At 46.3% G+C, this 23,526-nt stretch carries 28 protein-coding genes; 18 read left to right on the top strand and 10 right to left on the bottom strand.

The window, feature by feature from the left end; translation table 11 throughout:
- Nucleotides 1–44: 44 nt before the first annotated feature.
- Entirely contained in the window at nt 45–1,469 is a 1,425-nt protein-coding gene (locus AYO36_RS05810) for an NAD(P)H-binding protein (RefSeq protein ID WP_064299730.1), read from the bottom strand.
- Between the two features lie 159 nt (nt 1,470–1,628).
- Between AYO36_RS05810 and AYO36_RS05815 the strand changes: the two genes are divergently transcribed.
- Entirely contained in the window at nt 1,629–2,018 is a 390-nt protein-coding gene (locus AYO36_RS05815; protein WP_035397030.1) for a hypothetical protein, read from the top strand.
- Between the two features lie 245 nt (nt 2,019–2,263).
- Nucleotides 2,264–3,613: a phenylacetate--CoA ligase family protein gene (locus AYO36_RS05820; RefSeq protein ID WP_064299731.1), complete on the top strand. Its 1,350-nt coding sequence runs from the start codon at nt 2,264–2,266 to the stop codon at nt 3,611–3,613.
- A gap of 55 nt (nt 3,614–3,668) precedes the next feature.
- Here the strand turns inward: AYO36_RS05820 and AYO36_RS05825 are convergent, their stop codons facing one another.
- On the bottom strand, nt 3,669–4,523 hold the full coding sequence (locus AYO36_RS05825; RefSeq protein WP_064299732.1) for an AraC family transcriptional regulator: 855 nt from the start codon (nt 4,521–4,523) through the stop codon (nt 3,669–3,671).
- A 172-nt stretch (nt 4,524–4,695) separates the two neighbouring features.
- Here AYO36_RS05825 and AYO36_RS05830 point away from each other — a divergent pair, with 172 nt between their 5' ends.
- The gene (locus tag AYO36_RS05830) at nt 4,696–6,048 is read left to right on the top strand and encodes a phenylacetate--CoA ligase family protein (protein WP_064299733.1); all 1,353 of its coding nucleotides are present in this window, start codon (nt 4,696–4,698) and stop codon (nt 6,046–6,048) included.
- A 128-nt stretch (nt 6,049–6,176) separates the two neighbouring features.
- Here the strand turns inward: AYO36_RS05830 and AYO36_RS05835 are convergent, their stop codons facing one another.
- Nucleotides 6,177–6,530 (bottom strand): hypothetical protein, encoded by a 354-nt coding sequence (locus tag AYO36_RS05835; protein WP_064299734.1) that lies wholly within the window; start codon nt 6,528–6,530, stop codon nt 6,177–6,179.
- Nucleotides 6,531–6,639: 109 nt separating this feature from the next.
- Here AYO36_RS05835 and AYO36_RS05840 point away from each other — a divergent pair, with 109 nt between their 5' ends.
- Both AYO36_RS05840 and AYO36_RS05845 read left to right on the top strand, forming a co-directional pair.
- Entirely contained in the window at nt 6,640–7,371 is a 732-nt protein-coding gene (locus AYO36_RS05840) for a DUF5694 domain-containing protein (RefSeq protein WP_064299735.1), read from the top strand.
- Nucleotides 7,372–7,968, top strand: coding sequence for a hypothetical protein (locus AYO36_RS05845; protein ID WP_064299736.1), 597 nt, complete (start codon nt 7,372–7,374; stop codon nt 7,966–7,968). It abuts the gene before it with no gap.
- On the opposite strand, the gene AYO36_RS05850 is transcribed toward AYO36_RS05845, so the two are convergent.
- Nucleotides 7,950–8,876 carry a zinc-dependent alcohol dehydrogenase gene (locus AYO36_RS05850; protein ID WP_064299737.1) on the bottom strand — a complete coding sequence of 309 codons (927 nt, stop codon included), beginning with the start codon at nt 8,874–8,876 and terminating at the stop codon, nt 7,950–7,952. The genes AYO36_RS05845 and AYO36_RS05850 overlap by 19 nt on opposite strands.
- Nucleotides 8,877–8,998: 122 nt before the next feature.
- Between AYO36_RS05850 and AYO36_RS16730 the strand changes: the two genes are divergently transcribed.
- From AYO36_RS16730 to AYO36_RS05865, 4 genes are read left to right on the top strand one after another with little or no spacing between them, the layout of a single operon-like run.
- On the top strand, nt 8,999–9,166 hold the full coding sequence (locus AYO36_RS16730) for a hypothetical protein (RefSeq protein WP_156501824.1): 168 nt from the start codon (nt 8,999–9,001) through the stop codon (nt 9,164–9,166).
- 12 nt (nt 9,167–9,178) lie between these two features.
- A complete protein-coding gene (locus AYO36_RS05855) occupies nt 9,179–9,592 on the top strand; it encodes an RDD family protein (protein WP_064299738.1) in 414 nt (137 codons plus the stop codon).
- Nucleotides 9,582–10,307, top strand: a complete 726-nt coding sequence (locus AYO36_RS05860; RefSeq protein WP_064299739.1) for an alpha/beta fold hydrolase — start codon at nt 9,582–9,584, stop codon at nt 10,305–10,307. Before AYO36_RS05855 ends, AYO36_RS05860 begins: the two co-directional genes overlap by 11 nt.
- Nucleotides 10,279–10,737, top strand: a complete 459-nt coding sequence (locus AYO36_RS05865) for an NUDIX hydrolase (protein ID WP_064299740.1) — start codon at nt 10,279–10,281, stop codon at nt 10,735–10,737. Before AYO36_RS05860 ends, AYO36_RS05865 begins: the two co-directional genes overlap by 29 nt.
- Nucleotides 10,738–10,790: 53 nt before the next feature.
- On the opposite strand, the gene AYO36_RS05870 is transcribed toward AYO36_RS05865, so the two are convergent.
- Nucleotides 10,791–11,531: an SDR family oxidoreductase gene (locus AYO36_RS05870; protein WP_064299741.1), complete on the bottom strand. Its 741-nt coding sequence runs from the start codon at nt 11,529–11,531 to the stop codon at nt 10,791–10,793.
- A gap of 197 nt (nt 11,532–11,728) precedes the next feature.
- Between AYO36_RS05870 and AYO36_RS05875 the strand changes: the two genes are divergently transcribed.
- On the top strand, nt 11,729–12,118 hold the full coding sequence (locus AYO36_RS05875) for a thiol-disulfide oxidoreductase DCC family protein (protein WP_064299742.1): 390 nt from the start codon (nt 11,729–11,731) through the stop codon (nt 12,116–12,118).
- 158 nt (nt 12,119–12,276) lie between these two features.
- On the opposite strand, the gene AYO36_RS05880 is transcribed toward AYO36_RS05875, so the two are convergent.
- Nucleotides 12,277–12,582 carry a hypothetical protein gene (locus tag AYO36_RS05880; protein ID WP_064299743.1) on the bottom strand — a complete coding sequence of 102 codons (306 nt, stop codon included), beginning with the start codon at nt 12,580–12,582 and terminating at the stop codon, nt 12,277–12,279.
- Between the two features lie 371 nt (nt 12,583–12,953).
- On the opposite strand from AYO36_RS05880, the gene AYO36_RS05885 reads away from it, so the two are divergent.
- Nucleotides 12,954–13,355 carry an RrF2 family transcriptional regulator gene (locus AYO36_RS05885; RefSeq protein WP_035397050.1) on the top strand — a complete coding sequence of 134 codons (402 nt, stop codon included), beginning with the start codon at nt 12,954–12,956 and terminating at the stop codon, nt 13,353–13,355.
- Nucleotides 13,356–13,682: 327 nt separating this feature from the next.
- Nucleotides 13,683–14,111 (top strand): hypothetical protein, encoded by a 429-nt coding sequence (locus AYO36_RS05890; RefSeq protein WP_064299744.1) that lies wholly within the window; start codon nt 13,683–13,685, stop codon nt 14,109–14,111.
- Between the two features lie 44 nt (nt 14,112–14,155).
- Here AYO36_RS05890 and AYO36_RS05895 read toward each other — a convergent pair whose 3' ends face one another.
- Entirely contained in the window at nt 14,156–14,539 is a 384-nt protein-coding gene (locus AYO36_RS05895; RefSeq protein WP_231681718.1) for a VOC family protein, read from the bottom strand.
- 129 nt (nt 14,540–14,668) lie between these two features.
- Between AYO36_RS05895 and AYO36_RS05900 the strand changes: the two genes are divergently transcribed.
- From AYO36_RS05900 to AYO36_RS05910, 3 genes are read left to right on the top strand one after another with little or no spacing between them, the layout of a single operon-like run.
- Complete coding sequence (locus AYO36_RS05900) at nt 14,669–15,481, top strand: MBL fold metallo-hydrolase (protein WP_064299745.1); 813 nt, start codon at nt 14,669–14,671, stop codon at nt 15,479–15,481.
- The gene (locus AYO36_RS05905) at nt 15,478–15,987 is read left to right on the top strand and encodes an AAA family ATPase (protein WP_064299746.1); all 510 of its coding nucleotides are present in this window, start codon (nt 15,478–15,480) and stop codon (nt 15,985–15,987) included. The genes AYO36_RS05900 and AYO36_RS05905 overlap by 4 nt, the downstream gene beginning before the upstream one ends.
- Nucleotides 15,968–16,600 carry an HAD hydrolase-like protein gene (locus AYO36_RS05910; RefSeq protein ID WP_064299747.1) on the top strand — a complete coding sequence of 211 codons (633 nt, stop codon included), beginning with the start codon at nt 15,968–15,970 and terminating at the stop codon, nt 16,598–16,600. Before AYO36_RS05905 ends, AYO36_RS05910 begins: the two co-directional genes overlap by 20 nt.
- 42 nt (nt 16,601–16,642) lie before the next feature.
- Here AYO36_RS05910 and AYO36_RS05915 read toward each other — a convergent pair whose 3' ends face one another.
- On the bottom strand, nt 16,643–18,028 hold the full coding sequence (locus tag AYO36_RS05915; protein ID WP_023468496.1) for an MFS transporter: 1,386 nt from the start codon (nt 18,026–18,028) through the stop codon (nt 16,643–16,645).
- 322 nt (nt 18,029–18,350) lie between these two features.
- On the opposite strand from AYO36_RS05915, the gene AYO36_RS05920 reads away from it, so the two are divergent.
- Nucleotides 18,351–18,692: a hypothetical protein gene (locus AYO36_RS05920; protein ID WP_064299748.1), complete on the top strand. Its 342-nt coding sequence runs from the start codon at nt 18,351–18,353 to the stop codon at nt 18,690–18,692.
- A 92-nt stretch (nt 18,693–18,784) separates the two neighbouring features.
- On the opposite strand, the gene AYO36_RS05925 is transcribed toward AYO36_RS05920, so the two are convergent.
- Both AYO36_RS05925 and AYO36_RS05930 read right to left on the bottom strand, forming a co-directional pair.
- Complete coding sequence (locus AYO36_RS05925) at nt 18,785–19,240, bottom strand: hypothetical protein (RefSeq protein ID WP_058713243.1); 456 nt, start codon at nt 19,238–19,240, stop codon at nt 18,785–18,787.
- 18 nt (nt 19,241–19,258) lie between these two features.
- Nucleotides 19,259–19,969 (bottom strand): GntR family transcriptional regulator, encoded by a 711-nt coding sequence (locus AYO36_RS05930; RefSeq protein WP_064299749.1) that lies wholly within the window; start codon nt 19,967–19,969, stop codon nt 19,259–19,261.
- A 163-nt stretch (nt 19,970–20,132) separates the two neighbouring features.
- Here AYO36_RS05930 and AYO36_RS05935 point away from each other — a divergent pair, with 163 nt between their 5' ends.
- Both AYO36_RS05935 and bglA read left to right on the top strand, forming a co-directional pair.
- A complete protein-coding gene (locus AYO36_RS05935; protein WP_064299750.1) occupies nt 20,133–22,025 on the top strand; it encodes a beta-glucoside-specific PTS transporter subunit IIABC in 1,893 nt (630 codons plus the stop codon).
- Nucleotides 22,026–22,049: 24 nt separating this feature from the next.
- On the top strand, nt 22,050–23,507 hold the full coding sequence (gene bglA, locus AYO36_RS05940) for a 6-phospho-beta-glucosidase BglA (protein ID WP_050677235.1): 1,458 nt from the start codon (nt 22,050–22,052) through the stop codon (nt 23,505–23,507).
- Nucleotides 23,508–23,526 lie beyond the last annotated feature (19 nt).

Consider the following 23,526-nt stretch of genomic DNA (forward strand, 5'->3'; position numbering starts at 1 on the left):
CAAAAACAATCCGCCCAGTAAGAGGCGGATTGTTTTGATTGGCATTAAGAGGACGGAACGATTTCGTCCGCGCGTGTCGATTCTTGTTCCGTCGAATGAATCCGGCGCAACAAGTGTAATTTGAAGAGATACATGACGAGCAGGTGAACATTCGCCTGTGTTGCCTTGTAGAGTATCCACGGTAGCGCAGGGACGAATTCATGGATGGCGATGATACATTCCTGCGTACCGGGAATTTGCCGGAATTCAATCCGGCCACGGCTGTCTTGCTCGACTTTTGCGAACAATCCGCCGGTAATCCGGTATGTCGCCATTTGTCGATCGTGAACCGGTTCCTTCGTCAATTCAAGCAGCGGTTGTTCGTAAAACGGAATGTGGATTCCAACGACTTGATCTTTCACGGTTGACGATAGGAAGGGGCGGGCAAATGATGACAACCAGTTCATATAATCGTCAGCTGCCCAGTCGGCATCGCGATCCTTTGGCAAAAGAACACGTTGTACCGATCGGACGTCAAGGACGTCTGGTGTCGAAGACGACGAGGAAGAAGATCCTTTTTGTTCCTCCTCCTCTTTTAACGCATCTCGGACTGATTGTTCGAATGTGATTTTGCCGTCACTGATGCCGGGAACCATTTTTTCAGGATCTGCGACCATCTCATGGACCATGCTTTCAACGAGTGGATAGACGGTTTCTTTTGGTTCTCCGGACACGAGTGTCACCCAAAGGCGGGATAATTTAACGGTCAATAAAGGAATATCGATCGTCGGTTGTCGTTTACCCATGATGTCGGCTGTTTTAAGGATCATCTCTTTATAGGTCATCGCTTCCGGACCACCGATATCGATGGCCCGGTCTTTGACATCATCGCGATCGACACTTTCACCAAGAGCATGAATGACGTCTGGTAAGGCGACAGGATGTGTCTTGTTACGTGTCCATCGTGGGAGTGCCATGACGGGTAAGCGTTTGACGAGTTTCGATAAGATTGGGAACGATGAACCTTTAGGACCAACGATTAACGCAGCACGGATCGTCGTCACCGGTGTTCCGTACGCACCGAGAACGCGTTCGACTTCAAGTCGACTCTTTAAGTGACGCGATAGATTTTCTGTTTCCTCGGGGATGATACCACTTAAGTAGATGATTTGCCGGATGCCGTTTTCTTTTGCGGCACGGGCGAAGTTATCGGCTAACAATAAGTCCATATTCTCAAACGATCCTTGTGTCAATTTAGCAGATGGCATCATCGAATGGACGAGGTAGACAGCGATGTCTGCTCCTTTCATACCAGCGATCGTATCGTCTAGAGAAAAGAGGTCGCACGATCGCCATTCGACGCGTTCCTCATTGTCCTTGTCGTCACCATTTCGTGAAAGGGCGATGACGTCATATTTTTTCTTTAGTTCGTTCAGTAAATTGTGACCAATGTATCCGGTGGCTCCGGCTAAAGCTAGGCGCGTTGGCATGGATGTAAACTCCTCTCTTATATCTGTTGTAATGTACCCCCAATCGAGTCGGTTCAATCGCAAGAGGATATGCTGAGACGATTCAGTTGAATGGAATAGGGAATAGTAACATATGGAAAAGAACCAACAGGAAGTATGAAAACAAAGGGGGCTTCAACCATGCAGACGATACAATTCATGCAAGAGGGACATGAACGACGATTCGATCTGTTGTGGAGACGTTTAAAGCCGAAACAACGAGAAGATGCAGCGATGGTCTCGATGCTGTACCTTGCGACAGGACAGCCAGAAGTGCTCGAACGGTTCTCGGATTACTTCTTTCCGGATAGTGGTGAGTTTTTTGATCGTGAATTTCTGGCTGAACCCTATCCGAGTCCAGCGTTAGAAGCAATCATCCATTTGATCGTCCAATTGTATAATGGACGAACGACGATCACGATCATCGAGCTGATTGAACGATTGGATGAGCAACAGATGTCGCTCGTACTCGAAGCGATTAAATTGCGGGCTTACGGATGTCAGATGCTACAAAAAGGTGCGAAATCGTAATGCCACTCGTATGAATCCGATTGATGAAGAAACTCCTCTTCATCAATCGGATTTTTTGTGAGGGAAGAAAAGTTGTAAGTTCAAGAATCGGTAAGAAGATGTTCGTGAATCAGAGTTCATTAAAATAAATCGCCATGAAAATAAAAGCTAAGTTTATTCACGAAGAACTAATTGAGATGGGCGGCGACTGGAAATAAGATGAAAGTATCAGTAAAAGGTGGTCTAACTATGGAAGGAGTGACATCATGCAGCTCAAAGAATCGATCTACTTTCACTCACCGATTTTCATCCAAAACTTGTTGACGACTTTACAAGGACGTCGCCTGTTCCATGAACGATACGGTCCCGCCTATCAGCAACGTTTACAAGAACTGAAACAGAAGTTAGGACGACCAGTTGACGTTCGAGCAGAACAATTGCATCGATTAAACGACTTCCTTTCTTTTTGCCAAACACATAGTCCATACTATCAGGAATTGTTTTCTACCATTGCACTAGAGCTCCCGTTACAATCGATTGACGAACTAAAACAGATTCCCCCTTTGACGAAAGAAATCTTACGCCAACAAAATGAGGACGTCCATGCGCACGTCCATGCCCCGATTCTCGGAAAAACGGGCGGAACGACTGGTAAATCGATTCAAGTGCATTATACAAAGGAAGATATGCAAATCCGAATGGCGCATCTTGACTTCTTCAAGTGGACCCATGGAGTCGATCAAGGGATGCGCCGTGCAAGTTTTACCGGTCAAACGCTTGCTTCCCCGCAACAAAAGGCACCGGTTTATTGGCGGACGAATAAAGTCATCAATCAGATGTTGTTTTCGATCAAAAATATTAATCCGAAAACCGCTGCTGCATACATCGAACAACTGAATCGGTTTCAGCCGGAATCGATTGATGGTTTGCCTTCAGGAATGATCGAAGTCGCACGATATGCTAAAAAATATGGGATGACCTGTACGTTTCGACCGAAAGCGATTTTCCCGACGGCAGAGATGATGACGGCAGAAGAACGAGCACTCATCGAAGACGTCTTCCATGCACCGATCTATGATCAGTATGCGTCGTCAGAAGGGGCACCAATCGTCGCCGAATGTCCGTATGGGAAAAAACATTTACATTATGAGATGGGAATCATAGAACGCGATGAAGATGGCGAAATTCTTGTGACGAGCTTCGATACGCACGGAACACCTCTCGTCCGTTACCGCGTCGGCGATCGGATGACGCTCAGTCAGGAAACGTGTCCTTGTGGTCATCAAGGTCCGATCATCGCTTCGATCGACGGACGGGGGAGAAGCTTCATTCAACTCAGAAACGGACACCGTGTCTTTGAAGGCGAACTTGCGGGAATCGTTCGAGCGTTCCCGAACTGTATCGAACGCGTACAATACATTCAAGAGACGCGGGATGAGATTGTTTTATTATATGTTCCGGATGAACGATGCTTCGAGAAAGAACATGAGAAGAAACTATTTTTTGTTCTGGACCGACTGTTTGACGGACAATTGAATGTCGTCATGCGCGCGGTACCGGAAATTCCGAAAGAAATCAGTGGAAAGACACTACTGATTAAACAACAGTATGCATGACACACGAAAAAGCGAGATCACCGGTGATCTCGCTTTTTCGTGTGTCCTGAAACCGTCAGTCGCGTGGTCGCACCGGAATCCAAATGGCAGATTGATAATCGGCGGCAGATGGGTCGCCTGCCGAATAGACTTCGAGTTCTGCGTGCGGTAACGGCTCATATCCATGCGATGGGAGCCACTCTTGATAGATACGCTGCCACATCTCTTGAATGGCATGCGGCATTGGACCAACGACTGGAAACGTCGCCCAAAGACTCGCCGGAATCGTCATCGTTTCCTGACCGGGCAGAACTTCCGTTGTCGTCGTCGCGATCCAATAATCCATCGATGCTTCGGTGAAATTGGAGCAGACACCAATCACACCTTCAATCTGACCGTCATTTTGTTTAAACAAGGTAGCATCTTGACCGGAATGATTCACATCATTCCAAAACAACGGAATCAGTTGTTGTTGGGCACCATCTTGCGTCGGGAAATGTTTTCGCCATCCTGAAATTTGTAAAGCCGGTCGTTCGATGAGTTGGTAATCCATTTGCTCCAGTCCCTTCAAGGTCACCTGAATGCTCAGGCGGTTATAGGCGTGAATCGGACGTCGCTCGTTTCGCATCAACGTCGGCGAACAACCATGCTGACGTTTGAAAGCTTTCGTAAAAGCTTCCGGCGTCTCATAACCAAAACGTAAGGCGAGATCGATGATTTTTTCGTCCGTCTGTGTCAATTGTTGCGCTGCGAGCGTCAGACGTCGTCCCCGGATGTATTCCGGTAAGGTCATCATCGCAAGTAACGAAAACGTCCGTTGTAAAGGATACGTTTGCATCTGCGCCACCCTTGTCAAAACGTTGAGATCGAGCGAATCTTCTAAATGATCTTCGATATAGTCAATAACGCGTTGAATTGATTCGAGCCACATCTTGTCACCTCCTTGTTTTCAGTATAGTAGAGCGAAAATCGTCGGACCTGTCCAAGGCGATAGTAATTTGTCAGGATACATGTTCCTTTATTTTTGTCATATTCCTGTCAGGTACATAGGCTATCGTAGAGACATCGAAACCGTTACTTCCCTTGCGAAAGGACGTGATGACATGGGTATCAAAGAGCAAATCTACAATCGCTCTCCTCTATTTCTCCAGCACATCTTCACAACCCTCTATGGGTATCAATTGCATCGCGAACGTTATGGACCGGCCTATCAAGAACGGTTCCGGATGCTCCTCGAACGAGAACATACGACGATCGACGTCAAAGCGGAACAACTTGATCGATTAAATGACTTCCTTCGCTTCTGTACGGAACACAGTCCCTATTACCGTCAACTCTTCGCTTCACATGGCATTCGCCTACCATTAACGGACTTATCCGAACTAAAACATATTCCTGTACTATCAAAAGAAAAATTACGAACACACATGGAGGACATTCAAACAGATGTCGCTGCGCCAATCATAGGGAAAACGGGCGGAACGACAGGCACGTCACTGCAAGTACGATATACGATACCGGATATGCAAATTCGCATGGCCCATCTGGATTATTTCAAGGCGACCCACGGTGTCTACCGTGGCATGCGACGAATCAGCTTTACGGCACAGGATCTCGTACCCGAGCGTCAACAGGTGGACGTCTACTGGCGAATGAATCGAGCGGCGAATCAACTCTTGTTCACGGTAAAACGATTATCCCCACGGACGATGGCAGCTTATCTTGAAGCCATCGAACGTTTTCAACCAGAAACGATCGATGGTCTTCCGTCAGCGATGATTGAGCTCGCCCGGTTCGCGAAGCGAGAAGGGATCCGCTTGACGTGTCAACCGATTGCGATTTTCCCGACGGCTGAACGGATCGACGCGGAAGAGCGCCAAGTCATCGAAGAAGTGTTTCACGGACCAGTCTTTGATCAATATGCATCGTCTGAAGGGGCACCAATCGTTTCGGAATGCCGGTTTGGTCAAAAACATCTGCATCATGAGATGGGGATCATCGAACTCGATACAGACGGAGAGATTCTTGTGACGAGTTTTGATACACACGGGACCCCCCTCATTCGCTACCGGGTCGGAGATCGGATGACGCTCAGTCAGCGCACCTGTTCCTGTGGTCACCCGGGACCAATCATCGAATCGATTGACGGCAGGGGGCGGGTATTCATTCAAAAACCGGATGGGCAAAAGATTTTTGAAGCGCAACTGTCGAGTCTCGTCAAACATTTGCCAAATAGTATCGAGCGTATTCAATATGTTCAAATGACGACAGATAGCGTATCGATCTACTACGTTCCGGACGCAGAGCGGTTCAGTCAATCAGACGAACATCTTCTGATGGAACGGCTGTACCGTTTGTTCGGTCGTGATATCCATCTTGATGTCCAAGCCGTTTCATATATCGATGCTGAGGAAAGCGGGAAAATTTTACTCGTTAAATCAAGTTTAACAGGATAAAAAAAGTGGACAGATGGCACCATCTGTCCACTTTTTAATTGCTTCTCACCATACCTCGTGTAAAAGTACAAAACATCTCTGTTGTTGGTACTTCTAAAGAGGTACCACGTTAAAAGTGTTAAAGTACCTCATTGATTCAAATTTTTTTTGATATCCCTTACCTTTTTTAAAAGCCATTTTTTATTTTCTTTGTCTTTTACGATGATAAAATCTTCTGTTCCTTTAACAGAATAGATGGTGGAGCCGACTGAAAAAAGATTCGATTGACTGTTCGCTTGGGGCATTTCATATGCTTTTGTTTTCTTTAATATCGTACTCATTTTTTCTCCTTGTCGCTTAGATGCATCCAATTCAGCTTCTGTTCCGTTATACTCTTTGTTATTCACAATGACGATCATGGCATGACTAGCTTCGTCCTCTGTACCGGTTTGACTGCATCCGAATAAAAATCCAATGAACACAATGACGAATATCTTTTTCATCGGAACCTCCTTATATAAGTATTCGTTGAATAGTAACGTAAATTCATGATTGGTAAAAGTCGCTTCCTTTACCAAGTATAAGGTAAAATCAGGAAAAGAAGGGAGATAGATGAAACCTCAGATTTTACTGTTAGGCATGTTCCATCTCGATCGCCCGACCAATGGTGACATGATTCGTCCAGCAATTTTTGATGTCGCGTCAGAGAGAAGGCAACGAGAAATTCAAGAAGTCGTTGCTCGATTGAATGCATTTCGACCGACAGGCGTTGCCCTTGAGACGGCACCTGAACGCATGAGTGACCTGCAACATACATATGAAACCTATCAACACGAGAGCGATTTAACCGAAAATGAACGACAACAAATCGGCTTTCGCTTAGCCCGGATGGCAGGAGTAGCAGATCTCCATGGGGTCGATTGGAACGAAGTCGTACCCGGCGTACCGGATTTAGGAATCGTCCGTTCACATCATCCGGAAGCCTTTGAGACGATCGTCGCGGCTGAGATGAAGCGGACCCAACAGTTAGAGCACGCGATGGAGCAGTTGTCTTTTTCCAAATGGCTCGATCGATTGCACGCTGAAGAAACGATTGCAGCGTCGGCTAGAATCTATGATCAAATCGAACGACTGGAGAGCGGTCGGATTTGGGTTGAACGCTACTGGCGAGTCCGCAATCAAAAGATCGCAAATCGTTTACTGCACCTCGCTCAGGCGAACGAACGAATCGTCTGTTTGTACGGTGTTGCGCACCTCCCGTTATTACGACAATATTTGAATGAATCGAACCAAGTCGAAGTGATGACGTGGAACGATTGGAACAACAAAAAGGAGTGTATGTAAATGCTATTTCACTACCATATTTGGACACCACATTTGGAAGAAACAGAAGCTTGGTACACGGCACGCGGATTTCACGTTTCCCAGCGGATCGGGAAGAAAGACGGAGAATTTTCGTCGTTCAATCCACCTCTATCATGGGATGATTTTCGAGCAGATCAAATTTTATTCCGAATCATTGAAATGAAACGGGGAGCGGTCAATGTGACGATCGGATTCGGAAAAACGGTTCGCTTCGATCACATCGGATTTTTGATTCAGCCTGGTGACGTGCAAACGATTCTTGATCGCGCAGAAACGTTATCGTTCACGGTCCAAGCGAACGAGCGGCGGACGTTCTTGCAGACACCATACGGATTACGGATTGAACTGCAAGTCCATGAAGATGCAATTGCGGGTACTGATGGAACGACACTTGAGCGTTTAATTCTAACTACACCGCGCGAAGGATTAGAGGCGGATTTAACGAAACTGTTCGATCGACCGATTTCACAAATCCAAACCGTCCGCGGAGAGAAGACCGTCTTACAAGAAGCAGTCTTTTCCGACGTATCGCTCGTAGGTACGGATCCGAACGGTGTTCAGCTCGTCTGCTCATAATCAACGAATACTTTGATTGGGAGATCTGGTGTTTCCATTAAGCTAGCGAAGCAACTGGCAAGCTTCAAAAACGAAGTCTCGTGTTCGAACAAAGCGGGCAATGTCGCGTGACGCTCGTCTGCAAAGAGCCAGTCTGCATGCTTGCGGTAGTCCCAGCCGTCACTCGATGCAACGATCTGAAGTTCTTTTGCGTGAAACGCGGGCGTCAACGTCAAGGCTTCCCGGTTGCCGTCCGATAAGACGCAGATTGCACCATGAGGACGGACAGCGGATTGAAGCTCGGCAAAGGCCGCTTGACGTCCGGAACATTCGATGGCGGCGTCATACATACTTGAACCCGGTGTGACGACACGTGCACCTAATTGACGCGCTAACTCCGCTCGGGACGTAAGCGGCTCGAGGATATCAATCTGACGAACGTTAACGTAATGCCGTAAGTAATGTACCGTCAGCAAACCGATCGTACCCATTCCAGAAACTAAGACGCTTGTGTCGGGTGTCAATGTTAGCTTTCGGACGCCTTTTGCCGCGTCACAGGACAGAATCAGTAGTAAAGCTTCACGTGGTGAGATATGAGCAGGAACCGGGATGACTTTCGATTCAGGAACGATCGCCTGATCTTGATGACCATAGAAGCTGACGACCCGATCTCCGGGCTTGACGATTTGGACGGCGTCACCAACTGCAAGCACTTCACCATAACTTTCATATCCTGTCTCGAGCGGATAGTCATAGCTGGTTTCGGTCATGTCTTGTTCCAGCCATTGGGGAAGTTCGGCACCGATACTGATGGCACCGGCTAGATTGCGGACGTGGACGTCATGGATGCCAAGCGGCGGCAGTTCCCGAACAAGATAACCAGGTGTCTTCGACTCCACAAGACAGCAAATCGTTGTAGTGTTCAACATGTAAACCTCATTTCATTTTTAGATTGATGACATATGGATCAAGCATATACCACTTTACTTGTAAAATATAACAATTCGAAACCAGAAATGATGTAGAATAAGAAAGAAAAGGGGGGAATCAAATGGAACCATTATTGATTTTGGCATTGCTCGTGTTCGCATTTTTGACGTATCGGTATAGTAAGATCTTCGTCCGAAAGGATATTTCTGCCGCAAACAAACGACTCGCAATCGTCTTTTATTTGATTGCCGTCAGTGGACTTGGCGCTGTCGTTTATTTCAACGTATAAGGAGGACCACCCATGCATTCAACGACTAAACGACGAATCGGTGCGTACATCATCAACCAAGCTGTTTATTTCGGACTTTCCGCCTTCATCGAAAAAACGGTGTTACGACGTGTGAAGTCAGAAGTCGTTCACGCTGTCGTGACACAACCGACGATCAGTTTTCTAGGAGAAGTCGCGCAATTAAAACTGTTGAACGGAAAAACGATTGGTGGTCAGATTTGCGGCATCCAGGTTGAAAGCGAGAACGGATTGCCGTTGACGACGAAACAAATCGTCCGCCGAACAGTCTATCGTGATACGGTCTCACTATTTAAGATTCGACCGTACTGGAAACCGTTTCTCAAGAACGGACAACGATTACCGGAGGATGACTTCGCGAAAACGATCGTCCGCTTGAACCAGGAGAAGCTAAAAAATGAAGCTTGATTTTCATGTCCATAGTGTCCGCGCCTCTCAACCAACGGGAGCCATTCTGCTCTACCATGGTTGGGGCGGAACGGCTGTTTCTTATCTAGAGTTTGCACAACAATTATCTGAAGAAGGATTCGATGTCTTTATTCCGGAACTCCTTCGGCATGATCAACGTAAACCGTTTGATCATCCGTTTGATTCAGAAGTAACGACGACCTATTTTTGGACGGTCGTCGAACAATCGATTACGGAAGCGACAGCTATCATCGAACAATCAGGCTGGCATGTTTCAGATGTGATGGCAATCGGCGTCTCGATGGGTGGGTTCATTGCCCATGGAATCATGGCACGTCAGCCGATTAAAGCGCTTGTTGCGATCAATGGGGGCGGTGCCTATCTTGAAGCGGAACGTCAATTCCGCGTTCGTGACGGGCGACCTGCCATCAAACAGGAGGATGTACCATGGAAGCTCGATCCGATCAGTGTGATGGATGAGCGTCCGCGATTGCTCCTGCACGGCGATGCCGATGACATCATTCCACTATCGATCCAGCAGTTTTATCACGGGACAGCTGTTCAAGCAGGTATGGCGCAAACGACCGTATTAGACGTTTTTCCAGGTGTCAACCATACCGTTACCGATGCCATGATCAAGCAACTGATTGCATGGCTGAAGCACGTCAAACTTCAAGGGGCGACAGATGGACTACATACGTTTTCTTCGCAGTAAGGTCGGTCAAGAAAAAGTGATGTTGAACTTTGCGGGTGGCATCGTCTTCGACGAGGAGGGGCGCATTCTTCTTCAAAAACGGCGGGAGCAACAAGCATGGGGCTTTCCCGGTGGCGCACTGGAACTGGGAGAGTCGATTGTCGAAGCCGCACAGCGTGAGATTTTCGAAGAGACCGGTTTTCATGTCACGATTGAACGTTTGAGTGGTGTCTATTCGAAGTACGAAGAGATGTATCCGAACGGGGATGTCGCCCAACCGATCGTCCATTTTTTCGTTTGCCGAATCAATGGGGGGCAATTGACGATTGATTCCGATGAATCACTCGATATTGCTTTTTTTGAAAGAGACCAAATGCCAGAACTCTATAGCGAACTGCATCAAACAGCCTGGAACGATTTTTTGACGGAAACGGGTCCGGTTTTTCGATAACGCAAAAATCCCCCCTGATGTAAAAATCAGGGGGGATTTTATGTTCTCTATGTTCAGCGTTCAAAGCCGCCTTCGGAATGAATGATCTGTCCAGTCACCCAGCTACCGTCAGGACTCACGAGGAATTGGATCAATCGTGCGACGTCTTCTGGCGCACCGATTCGCCCGAACGGAAAACTAGGTTTAAGCGCTGTCCGTGTTGCTTCATCCATCCAAGTCGAGTCTGTCGGACCCGGATTGACCGCATTAACGGTGATGCCAAGCGGTGCTACGGTTGCCGCGTAAGTCTTTGTAAATGTCGACAAGGCACCTTTTGTCGTAGCGTAAGCAATCTCGTCAGGCATCGGACCGAGATCTTGTCCGGACGTCAGTTGAATGATACGACCGGACGTTAGATGTGCTTCAGCGAATCGTTTCGTGAAACGTGTCGCAAGCAACAGCGGTGCTCGGAGATTGACGGCATAGTGTTGATCGAGACTTTTTGCATCAAGCGTTTTCCAATCCGTCATCGTCGAATGGGCAGCGTTGTTGATCAGGATGCTTGGTGTTCCAAAGTCTTCTACCTGATTGAATAAATCGTCAGCAGCATCTGCTTGACCTAAATCTAGCTCGATCGCAAGGACGCGGGCACCTTGATTTTCGAGTTCGGTCGTAAAACTAGCCGCCCAATCCGCTGTTGCTTTAAAATAAGTAAAGACCAGGTCATGTCCGGACGAGGCAAGCTGGCGGCAAATGGCAGCTCCGATGTCGCGTGTCTGACTGGCGCCGGTTACGATGGCAATAGGTCGAGTCATATGTATTCTCCTTTATGTAAATACATTCATAAAAACCAGATGTTTACAGAAATTAGTATAGCGTATGGAGGACTGAGAAAGAAAGCGTTATCAATATTTAACATCATGACATCACGCCTATCAAAAAAGAGTGTAGTAAAGGTAAAGTGTAAGTAACACAGTAATTCGATAAACAGTACGGGAAGGATGAATCACTCATGAAAGCAATCGTCTTATTTGATGGAGAGTGTAATCTCTGTGACGCAAGCGTCCAGTTCATCTTAAAACGAGACCAAGGGTATCATGATTTTGCATCGTTACAAGGAAAGACCGGACAAGAATTCGTAAAGCGTCATCATCTCCCGGCAACGATTGACAGTGTCGTCGTAATTGAACGAGGAGTACCCTATATCAAATCGGACGCCGCGTTACGAATTGCTCGTCATTTACATGGTGGATGGAAACTGTTGACTATTTTACGTATTTTTCCACGGTCATTCCGAGATTGTGTGTATGATGTTGTCGCCAAAAATCGACATCAGTGGTTCGGTGTAAAACAACATTGTGCGCTCCCTACATCAGAGACGCGTGCTCGGTTTCATGATTGAAATAGGAAAAAACCGCCTTCATCTAAATCGCAGTTTTTTGTCGTTTAACTAAAATAAATACTATATTTTTGGTTGGGCCAGATCCGAGTGATATAAAATCAACTATTCAGCTTAATATTGGATCTTTCTTCTAATCTGAACGGTCGAATCACACTTGTTCATAAAAATGTGACTAAATAATGATAAGGCGAGTATAACTGAGCTTTGGAAATAAAAATCTCGGAAGGTGAGACGGATTCACGGGCTCCTCGCACATCGATCAAACATCGGTAAATCAACGTTTCTAGTTCTACAATAAATTCTGGATATTGATACAGCGCATCATTCATTTGCCTATGAAGATGATCTTCCATTAAGACGATACAGGGATTGGTTTCTTTCAAGGTCAATGCACTAAACACAGTTCGCTGTTGTCTGAAATCTTGGTTCAAACAGCAGACGATTTGATTTAAATCACCTTCCACTTTTTTCACTTCCTAGTTCTATATTATTCATATCATTTTCATACATGTTATTAATTGTGTTCCACTATTCATCGATTCGTAAACAGAAGAAAAATCTAAACGCTTTTCATTTTTAAGAGTGGACGACCATTCAATTCGTTTGGATATTCGTGATAGGAAACAAGAGTTACAAATTTCTAAAATATCATTTTGCCTTTTTACGAAAAAACAACTAGATTTTCGCACTTCTTATCCTATAAGATAGGCTATATATTATGTGCAAAATCACTGTTGATTATTTGTTGCTGCACTTGAAACCACACTATCAATTGTGAAAGCGAGAGAGCTTTTGTACTATTTCTGTAAGAGGAATTAAAAAGAAGGTGAAATGGATGAAAATGACTCGCTCTACGGACTATGCTATTCGTGTGCTAATTTATGCAGCGTCGCATCCGACTAGACTTGTACAAATTCAAGAAGTAGCAACACATTACGATATTTCTAAAAACCATCTAATGAAGATTGTCCATTCTTTAAGTAAGTTCGGTCTCATAATCTCCGTACAAGGTCGTAATGGTGGATTCAAGTTAGCGAAATCGCCAGATACGATTACATTAGGAGAAATCGTCCATTTATTCGAAGAAGTGTCTTATCTCGAAAATGTGACGGTTCCAAATAAAAATGGTAGTTTACAGAACACACGACAAGCGTTCGATCAAGCATTCACGTCCTTCACGGACGCTCTTCAAGCCTATACGTTACTAGACTTAATTGCGCCACCGATCAATGATTGAAGTAAAGAGTCAGAGACAAAGGATTGCTCTCTGGCTCTTTATCCTTGTACATAATGAAAACAGACATTCATAATTAATTATGATCCGTTTATACTAAAAACTAGTATCTCTTATGTTACTATAAACAAGATTCGGATGCTATTCGAATCTTGTTTTTACACCTAAAACATGTTCAATTTGTACTTGTTTATTGTATTAGCTATATTGAAGGGGGATTGTACCTTCATTCTGTTCACTGTCTAAATTATAATAAGGGACTTTAATCCCATTCAGATAAAGGATTAAAGGCATCCGTCCATTGATCCATGTAAAAGGGAGGTTTTTGCAATGTCCGAAATGACCATCGGAATGTTCGTTCACTTCATTCAACGCTTAGTGCAATCCCCGCGATTCATCGTTCAACAATCCGGGGCAGACAAGAACGCCTATACTTTCGAAATCCGCGAATTGAATCTTTTAAGTGTTTCAAAGACCGAACTGCTCCGCAAAACGATTCATCTACTTCGTGAAAAGACATCAGAAGGTACACGCGAAACGTTGACGAATGAACTGGTCACTCTATCACAAAAGACTTTAATGAAGTCGGATACGATTGCTACGCTTGAAGTGAAGTCCACAATAGAAGGGTCACTGCATCTTACATTTTCGGAAGACAAAAAGATCTGGTTTTTAGGTATTTTAGACACGGAAGAGGCAATCAATCGGTTCACAGAACGTTTTCAAAGCGTCATAAATGACGATCGAACATCTCGTTAAACAAGGCAGGTCGAACCACTAATGTGGCTCGACCTGCTTTTGTCTTATCCTGTACAGAGCATCAAGACGTTGCCGTCGGGATCTGCAAACGTAAAGTAAGCAAAGTCATCGAAACGTTCGATGTCTCGAATGATGGGTGCGTGTAGTGACCGCACAAACTGATAGGATGCATCGATGTCCGTCGTATAAAAATTAAACAAGGCATGGGGAGAAGGGTGATGTCGGTACGTTGCGTCATTCGTATGATCATCGAGCGTCAAACTCGTTGGACCCTCAAGTGGAAGATTGTAGACAGGTGACGAGACGCGCGACGCATCAAACGGCAGCTGCAGTAACTGGTGATACCAAGCGGCGGCACGTTTCACATCCTGAACATGCAAAAAGACAGCGTTCAAGCGGGGCGCAATGAGGTGGGTCGAAATTGACATCAGAATCTCCTCCTTTGTTTTCATACATGTTCCTTTCGATAACCGCCTCTTAATCCCTCCAATCCCTATAAATGGAATATGGTATGATATATCAGGAAAATCATTTACGAATAGGAAGGGAATGATGATATGGAAACCATCATCTGTACGACGTGTGGTGTTGAACAAATCAATCCAGAGCGCGAAACATGTCCGATTTGCTTAGAGGAACGACAGTATGTCAATCCAACTGGTCAAACGTGGACGACGCTCGCTGCCATGCAAACGTCAGGAACGTATCAAAACGTCATTAGCGACGACGGAGCAGGCGTCTATGCGATTCAGACGACACCGGCGTTTGGTATCGGTCAGACGGCATATCTTGTCCAAGGAAAATCGTTCAACTTGTTATGGGACTGCATTACATATCTTGATTCAACAACGAAAGAGCAACTTGACGAATTAGGCGGGATTCAGGCAATTGCTTTATCACATCCGCATTATTACGCGACACAAGTCGAATGGGCGGAGACTTTTGACGTGCCGATCTATATTCATGAAGATGATGCGTCGTTCGTGACGCGACCAAGCGAGCGCATCATCTTATGGAGTGGTGAACGCTTGGAGTTGACGGAAGATTTGATGTTACATCGCGTAGGTGGTCACTTCAAAGGAGCAGTCATTTGTGAACGAAAAGACGCATCAGCGGGGCTGTTGTTGACAGGAGACATCATTCGGATCGTTGCCGATCGGGCATGGGTCAGTTTCATGTACAGCTATCCGAATGTGATTCCGCTTCCGGCAAAGACGGTCGCGCGAATGGCAGAAACGTTACGTCCGCTTCACTTTGAAAAATTATATGACGCCTTTCATCGGAAAATCGAAATCGGTGCGTCTGAAGCAGTAGCGCGCTCTGCAGAGCGGTACATTGCTGCCTTAAACGGGGACTGGTTCACGACATGAAGTCGCGTTTGATCGTCATCCGTGGGAATTCTGGTAGTGGAAAAACGACGCTTGCAAAAGCGTTACGATCGGTCTTACCGGATAGCATCTTATTCTCGCAAGATGTCATCCGCAGGGAGATGTTGAACGTAAAAGATGGACCAGGAAATTCGGCGATTCGCTGGATCGAAGAGTTGATCGGACTTGCTGATGGACGCCACGCGACGATTCTGCTGGAAGGAATTCTTGCACAGGACTGGTACGGTGAGATGATTGACCGGTTAGAACGCCGCTTTACGTCACGGTACACTGCGTATTATTTTGACGTCTCATTCGAAGAAACCGTCCGTCGCCATGCGATGCGGCAACCGACGGAGTTTTCTGAGACGGATATGAAACGTTGGTGGATTGATCAAGATCACCGCTCGACGGATCGTCTGATTGCTGAGGATAGATCGATAGAATCCGTGATTCAAATGATAAATCAAGAGCAAAAGGGGAGAGCGAATGACACACTACATTTTTGACATGGATGGAACGTTGTTTCAAACGAATGCCGTGCTGGCGCATGCGCTAGAAGAGGTCTTTCAAGAGTTGCGTCAAACGGAACGCTGGGAGGGGGAAACCCCACTCGCCCTCTATCAGCAGATCATGGGCGTCTCGTTACCGGAAGTCTGGCAGACGTTACTACCGGACTTTTCAGCCACAGACCAACAGGCTGCGGATCACAAGTTTCGACGTAGCTTAGAGCAGGCAGTCAAAGCGGGGCACGGTCGCTTATATCCAGGAACGGTCGAGTTGCTCGTTCGTTTGAAACAAGCGGGTCACTCCGTCTATATCGCTAGTAATGGGTGGCCATCCTACTTGTCAGCAATCGTGACGACGTATGGACTTGAAGCGTATATCGATCATGTCTATAGCATTGAAGACATTCGTTCCGGTGATAAATCAGCACTCGTACGGGAGATTTGTAAGATGCACGATATCTCGTCAGGCTACGTTGTCGGTGACCGCTTATCTGATTTCAAAGCGGCGCATGCGAACGGGCTCGCTGCAATCGGTTGTCAGTTCGATTTTGCACAAGAGCAGGAACTCGCAGTCGCGGACCGAGTCGTAAAAGAGTTGAGTGCTGTCTACTAAAAAGAGCCGTCTTCTGTGGAAGACGGCTCTTACTTATAGCAATTATTCTGCCCACCAGAGGGCATCGTCTGGTTTCTTCGCGATCGACGCGACTTCTTTTTCACTCGATACAGTCGGATGCGATCCTTTAAGTGCTTTTCCGGCTGTATTTTTAAAGAAGAAGAAGAACGTGACGAATCCGATGACGCTGACTGCTGTTAGATAGAAAGCAGGAGCAAGCGGATTTTGTGTCGTATGGACGAGCCAAGTCGAAACGAGTGGCGTCGTTCCACCGAAGATCGAGACCGAGACGTTGAACGTCACGGATAGTGTCCGGTAACGGACATCCGTATAGAAGATACTCGGTAGAAGACTTGGCATCGTTCCTTCAAAGATCGCCAAGAAGAAGCCAAGGATGAAGATCCCGATTCCGACGAACAAGAGTGGTTTCAGACCAATCAAGAAGAACGACAAGATTGAAAGCAACGATAGTCCGGCTAACGCGAAAAGGACGATATTACGATTCCCTTTTTTATCACTGAGCTTCCCGAAGAAGTAAGCGAGCGGAATCATGATCACCATGACACCAGTAATTAGAATCGTACTTGTCGAACTTGACATGCCGATGACTTCATCGAGGTACGATGGCATGTAGGATAAGAGCATGTAGTTCGTAATATTGAAGAAGGCAACAGCGATGAAACAAACGATGATATCACGTTTGTGGTCGCGAAGAATTTCGCGGAATGTCGCAGGCTCTTCTGTGTTTTCATTAATCTCATTTTCGAAGATCGGTGATTCATCCAAGTGACGACGTAAATAGAGACCAAATAAACCGAGTGGTGCCCCAAGAATGAAGGGAATCCGCCATCCCCAAGATGCCATTTGATCATCCGATAAGGTGACGAAAAGTGTTGTAGCCAGTAATGAGGCGAGAATATATCCACCGAGTGTACCGATTTCAAGTCCACTTCCGAGAGCACTTCGTTTATTATCTGGTGATGACTCAGCGATGTAGACCATTGCGCCGGCATATTCACCGCCAGTCGAGAATCCTTGTAAGATCCGGGCTAACAATAACAGGATCGGTGCCCAAATTCCGATTTGATCGTAGGTCGGTAATAGACCAATGATGAGCGTGGAACCAGCCATCATGACGATCGTCGTTGTTAAGACGACCTTCCGCCCGAGTCGATCTCCAATTCGTCCAAAGACGATTCCGCCGATTGGTCGCATTAAAAAAGCGATCGCAAAGGTCGCAAAAGTAAAGACGAGCTTCAGTTCATCATTTTCAACAGCGCTAAAGAAGTTTTGACTGATGATGATTGCGAGATAGGAATAAAGACCAAAATCGAACCATTCCATCGCATTCCCAATTCCGGTCGCGTAGACACTCTTTTTGGTTTGCTGCATGTCAACGACATTGACTTTTTCTTTTCTGAATTTCATAAGTTCTGTTCACTCCCTTTGATAAGTTCGTATCGTACCATAGCAGGAAATGAAGTCAAGTTGCTAATACGCTTAACCACTTGAAAATGACTGAAAATGGCTCTGTGCCGGGAGTTATCAAACCGTTGCGACTCTAAGGACGAACAGGGGTGTGCATTTTTTATGAAAAAAATTGAAATTTTTTTGGATGTTTTCATAAATTCGAAACAATTTTCATATGTTTTCACAACTAAAAAATCAGTAATCCGCCTTTAGGATGAGGGAAGTTAAACTATTTTTTGGTAATTTTAAAATGAAGATGGAAAGTAAAAGGAGAATACTTATGAAGAAGAAATGGATCGCCATTGTATGTCTTGGGCTCATTGTAGTCATCGGTAGTTGGTATGCTGGATTTCAAGAATCAAAAGTATCCGGTTTTCCGGTGCCGCGATTTGCTACGGCAGTTGAAAAACAAGGCGAGTGGAAAATCAAAACCCGTCTAGTCTCGGAAACTGACGGACCGGGTTTACTCTATGGGACTCGGATTCGTCAAGCCGGTTGGAAAGAACTCGATCGTGAAGGCGCAACGGCGTGGTATGAAAAAGACGGGAAAGTGATTGCCTTAACGACATTTGATGGAGAACTGTATCTCGAAAATTCGAGTAAAGAAGAGATTCGGTTATAACACAATGAAATGAGACAACGATTGGCTTGTCTCATTACTGTAAGCACTTCAAAAGGATTGCATGGGCATCAGCTCATGCAATCCTTTTTGTTTTAATCATCTTCGGAAGAGGAGAGTTGTTTATGTGTCTTAGAATCGTAAATTTTATAGGAAATCGGAAATCGATGGTTCTTTGTTGAAATGACACGACAGAAATAGGGCACGTCTTCTCCGTACGCTCCTAATTCCGGATAATCTTGAAAGGTAAAATCCTCATAATCTTCGGTTGAGTCGAAAATAATAGACATGGATCGCGTCTTGCCTGAGTTTTCCTCTACATAACAGTCACCTTTGATGACAGCGTAGTCCTTGAAGACGATTTGCGATAGGCTAGGGACCGTCCAGTAAAGTAGTCCAAATCCAAGTAACGTGATGAAGATGAACTGAAGTTTGTCTTTAAATGTTTCTGTCGAGTCTTTCCATGTATCAATCGTAAAGAAGATGCCACCAAAAAGTGTAATGATTCCGAGTATAAGCATTCCGTAATACAGAATGAGTTCACGATTCATTTGATTTAGCTCCATTCCTCATAAATATAGTCCATTCGCCTGAACGACGAAATGCGAATGTTCATAGTGGTAAGTGATGACGGAATAGTCGAACGGACGACCGTTCGTCAAATGAAACACCGTCTCAATCGTCATGGCAGGATCGCCCTCGGTGAGATCCAAATGACGAGCCGACTCAGCGCTTAACTTCCCGACGTGCATGTACATATCCGAGAACCCAATATTCAATTGGAGTGCTGTCTCTAAGTATTCGAAGATCGACTGCTCGACGATTTCACGATTTAAGTACGGAACGATTGATTGGCGATAGTAAGACTCTTCGAGACAGAGGATCTTGCCGTCGATGTAGCGGATTCGCTTGACGTAATAAACCGTCTCACCTGCCTCGATCCCGAGATTCTTCGCGATGTTATTCGTTGCATCGATTGGTTCGAGTGCAAGAACAGTCGACTCAATCGTATGACCGACGAGATTCTGCTTGAATCCTTGGGTCGAGAACAGACGAATATAGCCGGTGCGATTCGTCTTCCGGACAAAAATCCCGCTTCCGCGGACTTGAAAAATGATTCCTTTTCGTTCGAGTAACTCAAGTGATTTTGTCATCGTCGTCTTACTGACGGCGAACTGCCGGATCAACTCTTCGAGAATCGGTAGTTTGTCCCCTTGTTTCAACTCATGTTGTTCTATGTACCGTTCGATTTCATCGGCCGTCTGTTGGTATTTCAGCATAGGACACCTTCTTTTCTTGCGAACTTTTTCTTTCTTTAGTATAGCATAAGCCTTCTGTTGAATAATAACATGTTAAATTTAATTATTTATGTATTGATTAATTGTGCATGTACAATTAAAATGAAAGGGTATTCAAGCGTCATATTCAGGGGAGGTACACGATATGGGCAAGGTTCGCGATTATCAACAATTGGCGCATTCGATATTAGAAGCTGTAGGTGGCGAAGACAACGTCATCAGCGCCGTCCGATGTGCAACTCGACTTCGTCTCGTCTTGAAACGATCGGATTCGTCAGCTAAGGAAACAGTCAGTGCACTACCTGGCGTCATTACGGTCGTTGAGTCTGGCGGGCAGTTTCAGGTCGTCATTGGTCAACACGTCGGAGAAGTCCATCAAGAATTTGCGAAACTCGTCGATCTGGAGCAACCAGAAACGGAAGAGGCACCGAAAGGAACGGTCCTCAACCGAATCATAGCGACGATGTCAGCCGTCTTTGCACCGTTCGTCTACATCTTAGCTGCAGCGGGGATTCTGCAGGGAACTTTAATTTTGACGACGCTCGCTTTTCCAGTATTTGCGAAGACAGGTACTTATGAAGTCTTCAGCTTCATCTCATGGGCACCATTTACGTTCTTGCCGATTTTTATTGCCATCACGGCAGCAAATCATTTTAAGGTCAACGCCTTCATCGCGGTCGCCTGTAGTGCGGCACTGGTCAGTCCAACATGGACAGATATCGCAGCACGCATCACTGCCGGTGAATCCATCACGTTCCTAGGAATCGCTTTATCCGGTACAACGTATACGTCATCGGTCTTACCGCCATTATTCCTCGTCTGGATTTTGTCCTATGTTGAGCGATTCCTGAACAAGACGATTCATGAAGTCATTCGTCCGTTGTTCGTTCCATTCTTCAGTATGGTATTGATGGTGCCGCTTACGATTCTCTTGATCGGACCGATCACGACACTTGGTGCAGAAGGGATCGCAAACGGGTATAACTACTTAGCGGAGAATGCTCCTGCGGTAGCTGGTCTCATCATCGGTGGCTTCTGGCAAGTCATCGTTATCTTCGGTGTCCACTGGGGTGTCACGCCGATGGTACTCGCAAACTTTGAGCAATATGGTCGCGACTCGTTCCAAGCCTACCAAACGATTGCCGTCATCGCCCAAATCGGTGCCGTCATCGGGGTCATCTTGAAAGCACGTAACAAAGAAACGAAAAAAGTCGGGGTCTCAGCCGGACTGACGGGCATCTTCGGTATCACGGAACCAGCTATCTATGGGGTGACGCTCCGTTTTAAAAAACCGTTCATCTATGGCTGTATCTCAGGAGCAATCGGTGCTGTCACGGCAAGTTTCTTTAAACCGTATTACTTTGCCTACGCTGGGTTACCGGGACCATTGACGCTCGTCAACGGCATCGATTCCGACTATCCATCGTCGATCATCGGCTTATTGATTGGAACGGCGATTGCCTTGATTCTACCCATCGTTTTGATTCAAGTGTTCGGTTTCGGGGAGCAGGCTGCTCCGGTCGTAGCATCTGAAAGTACAGCGACACCAGTTGCAAAACAAGAAGTCAGCGCAACTCTGACAAACGAAGAGACGCTTCGCGCACCACTTGAAGGAACGATTGTTGCTTTATCAGATGTACCGGATCCTGTATTTGCTTCCGGTGCGATGGGACAAGGGGTAGCGATTCGTCCGACGAACAACCGGGTTACGGCTCCGTTTGACGGAACCGTCGTCATGGTCGCCCCGTCAGGTCACGCGATCGGATTACGCTCGACGAGTGGTGTCGAAGTTTTGATCCATGTCGGTCTTGAGACCGTGACGCTCGACGGTAAACCGTTTACGCTTCACGTCAAAGAAGGCGAATCCGTGACGACAGGCGATCTACTCGTAACGTTTGATGCGACAGCAATTGAAGCGCATGGACTCGAGACGATCACGCCAATCATTATCACGAACACTCAGAGTTATGCGGAAATCCTACCGACGGACGAGACGGTCACGACGGCAAACACACAGATCTTGACGATCATCAAGTAAGAGAAATAGAAGGAGGACATGAAGATGAAGACATTACCAAACGATTTCTTATGGGGCGGTGCGTTAGCAGCGCATCAATTCGAAGGCGGCTGGAACGCTGGTGGAAAAGGACCGAGCGTCGTCGATGTATTGACGGCAGGGGCGCACGGTGTCGCTCGTCGCATCACGGATCAAGTAGAAGAGGATGAATTTTATCCGAACCATGAAGCGATTGATTTCTATCATCGTTATAAAGAGGACATCGCGCTGTTCGCTGAGATGGGACTGAAGTGTCTCCGGACATCGATCGGTTGGAGTCGGATTTTCCCGAACGGGGACGAGACAGAACCGAACGAAGAAGGACTGAAGTTCTATGATGACGTCTTCGACGAATTACTGAAATACGGCATCGAACCAATCATCACGTTGTCGCATTTTGAGATGCCACTCCATCTTGCGCGTGAATATGGCGGTTTCCGCAACCGGAAAGTAGCGCTGTTCTTCGAAAAATTCGCGGAAGTCTGTTTCACGCGTTACAAAGACAAGGTCAAATACTGGATGACATTCAATGAGATCAACAACAAGATGGATGTCAGCAATCCATTATTCCTCTGGACGAATTCCGGTGTCCTCCTTGATCCGGAAGAGAACGCGATGGAAGTCATGTATCAAACGGGACACCACGAGTTACTCGCAAGTGCACTTGCCGTCGCGAAAGGAAAAGCGATCAACCCGGACTTCGAGATCGGAGCAATGGTCTCGCACGTACCGATCTATCCGTATTCATCGCACCCGGAAGACATCCTGCTCGCTGAGACATCGATGCGTCAGCGCTATTTCTTCCCAGACGTCCAAGTCCGCGGCTACTATCCGTCTTATGCGTTGAATGAGTTCAAACGGGAAGGGTATGATATTCCGATTCTAGACGGTGACGCAGAAATCTTGCGAAACGGAACGGTCGATTATCTCGGATTCAGTTACTATATGTCGACGACCGTCAAACATGATGCTGTCGTCAATAACACGGGAAATATCGTCAACGGTGGTCTCGCGAACGGCGTTGAGAACCCATACATCCAGTCGAGTGATTGGGGTTGGGCGATTGATCCGGTTGGTCTCCGATATGCGATGAATCGTCTATACGATCGCTACCAGATTCCGTTGTTCATCGTCGAGAACGGTTTTGGTGCAATTGATACGATCGAGGATGGTCAGATTCATGACACGGCGCGAATTGATTACTTGCGTGCGCATATCGAAGCATTCAAAGCAGCTGTACTCGAAGATGGCGTCGAATTGATTGGTTACACGCCGTGGGGAGTCATCGACATCGTCTCCTTTACGACAGGGGAGATGAAAAAACGCTACGGCATGATCTACGTCGATCGGGATAACGAGGGTAACGGATCGATGGAACGGATGAAAAAGGATTCGTTCGATTGGTATCGTCACGTCATCGAGACGAATGGTGCTGCGTTACACGGTTCAGAGACGGCCAAATGATGAAGTAAGGGGTAACGGA

This window comes from Exiguobacterium sp. KKBO11 (assembly GCF_001644945.1).
Classification (GTDB): domain Bacteria; phylum Bacillota; class Bacilli; order Exiguobacteriales; family Exiguobacteriaceae; genus Exiguobacterium_A; species Exiguobacterium_A abrahamii.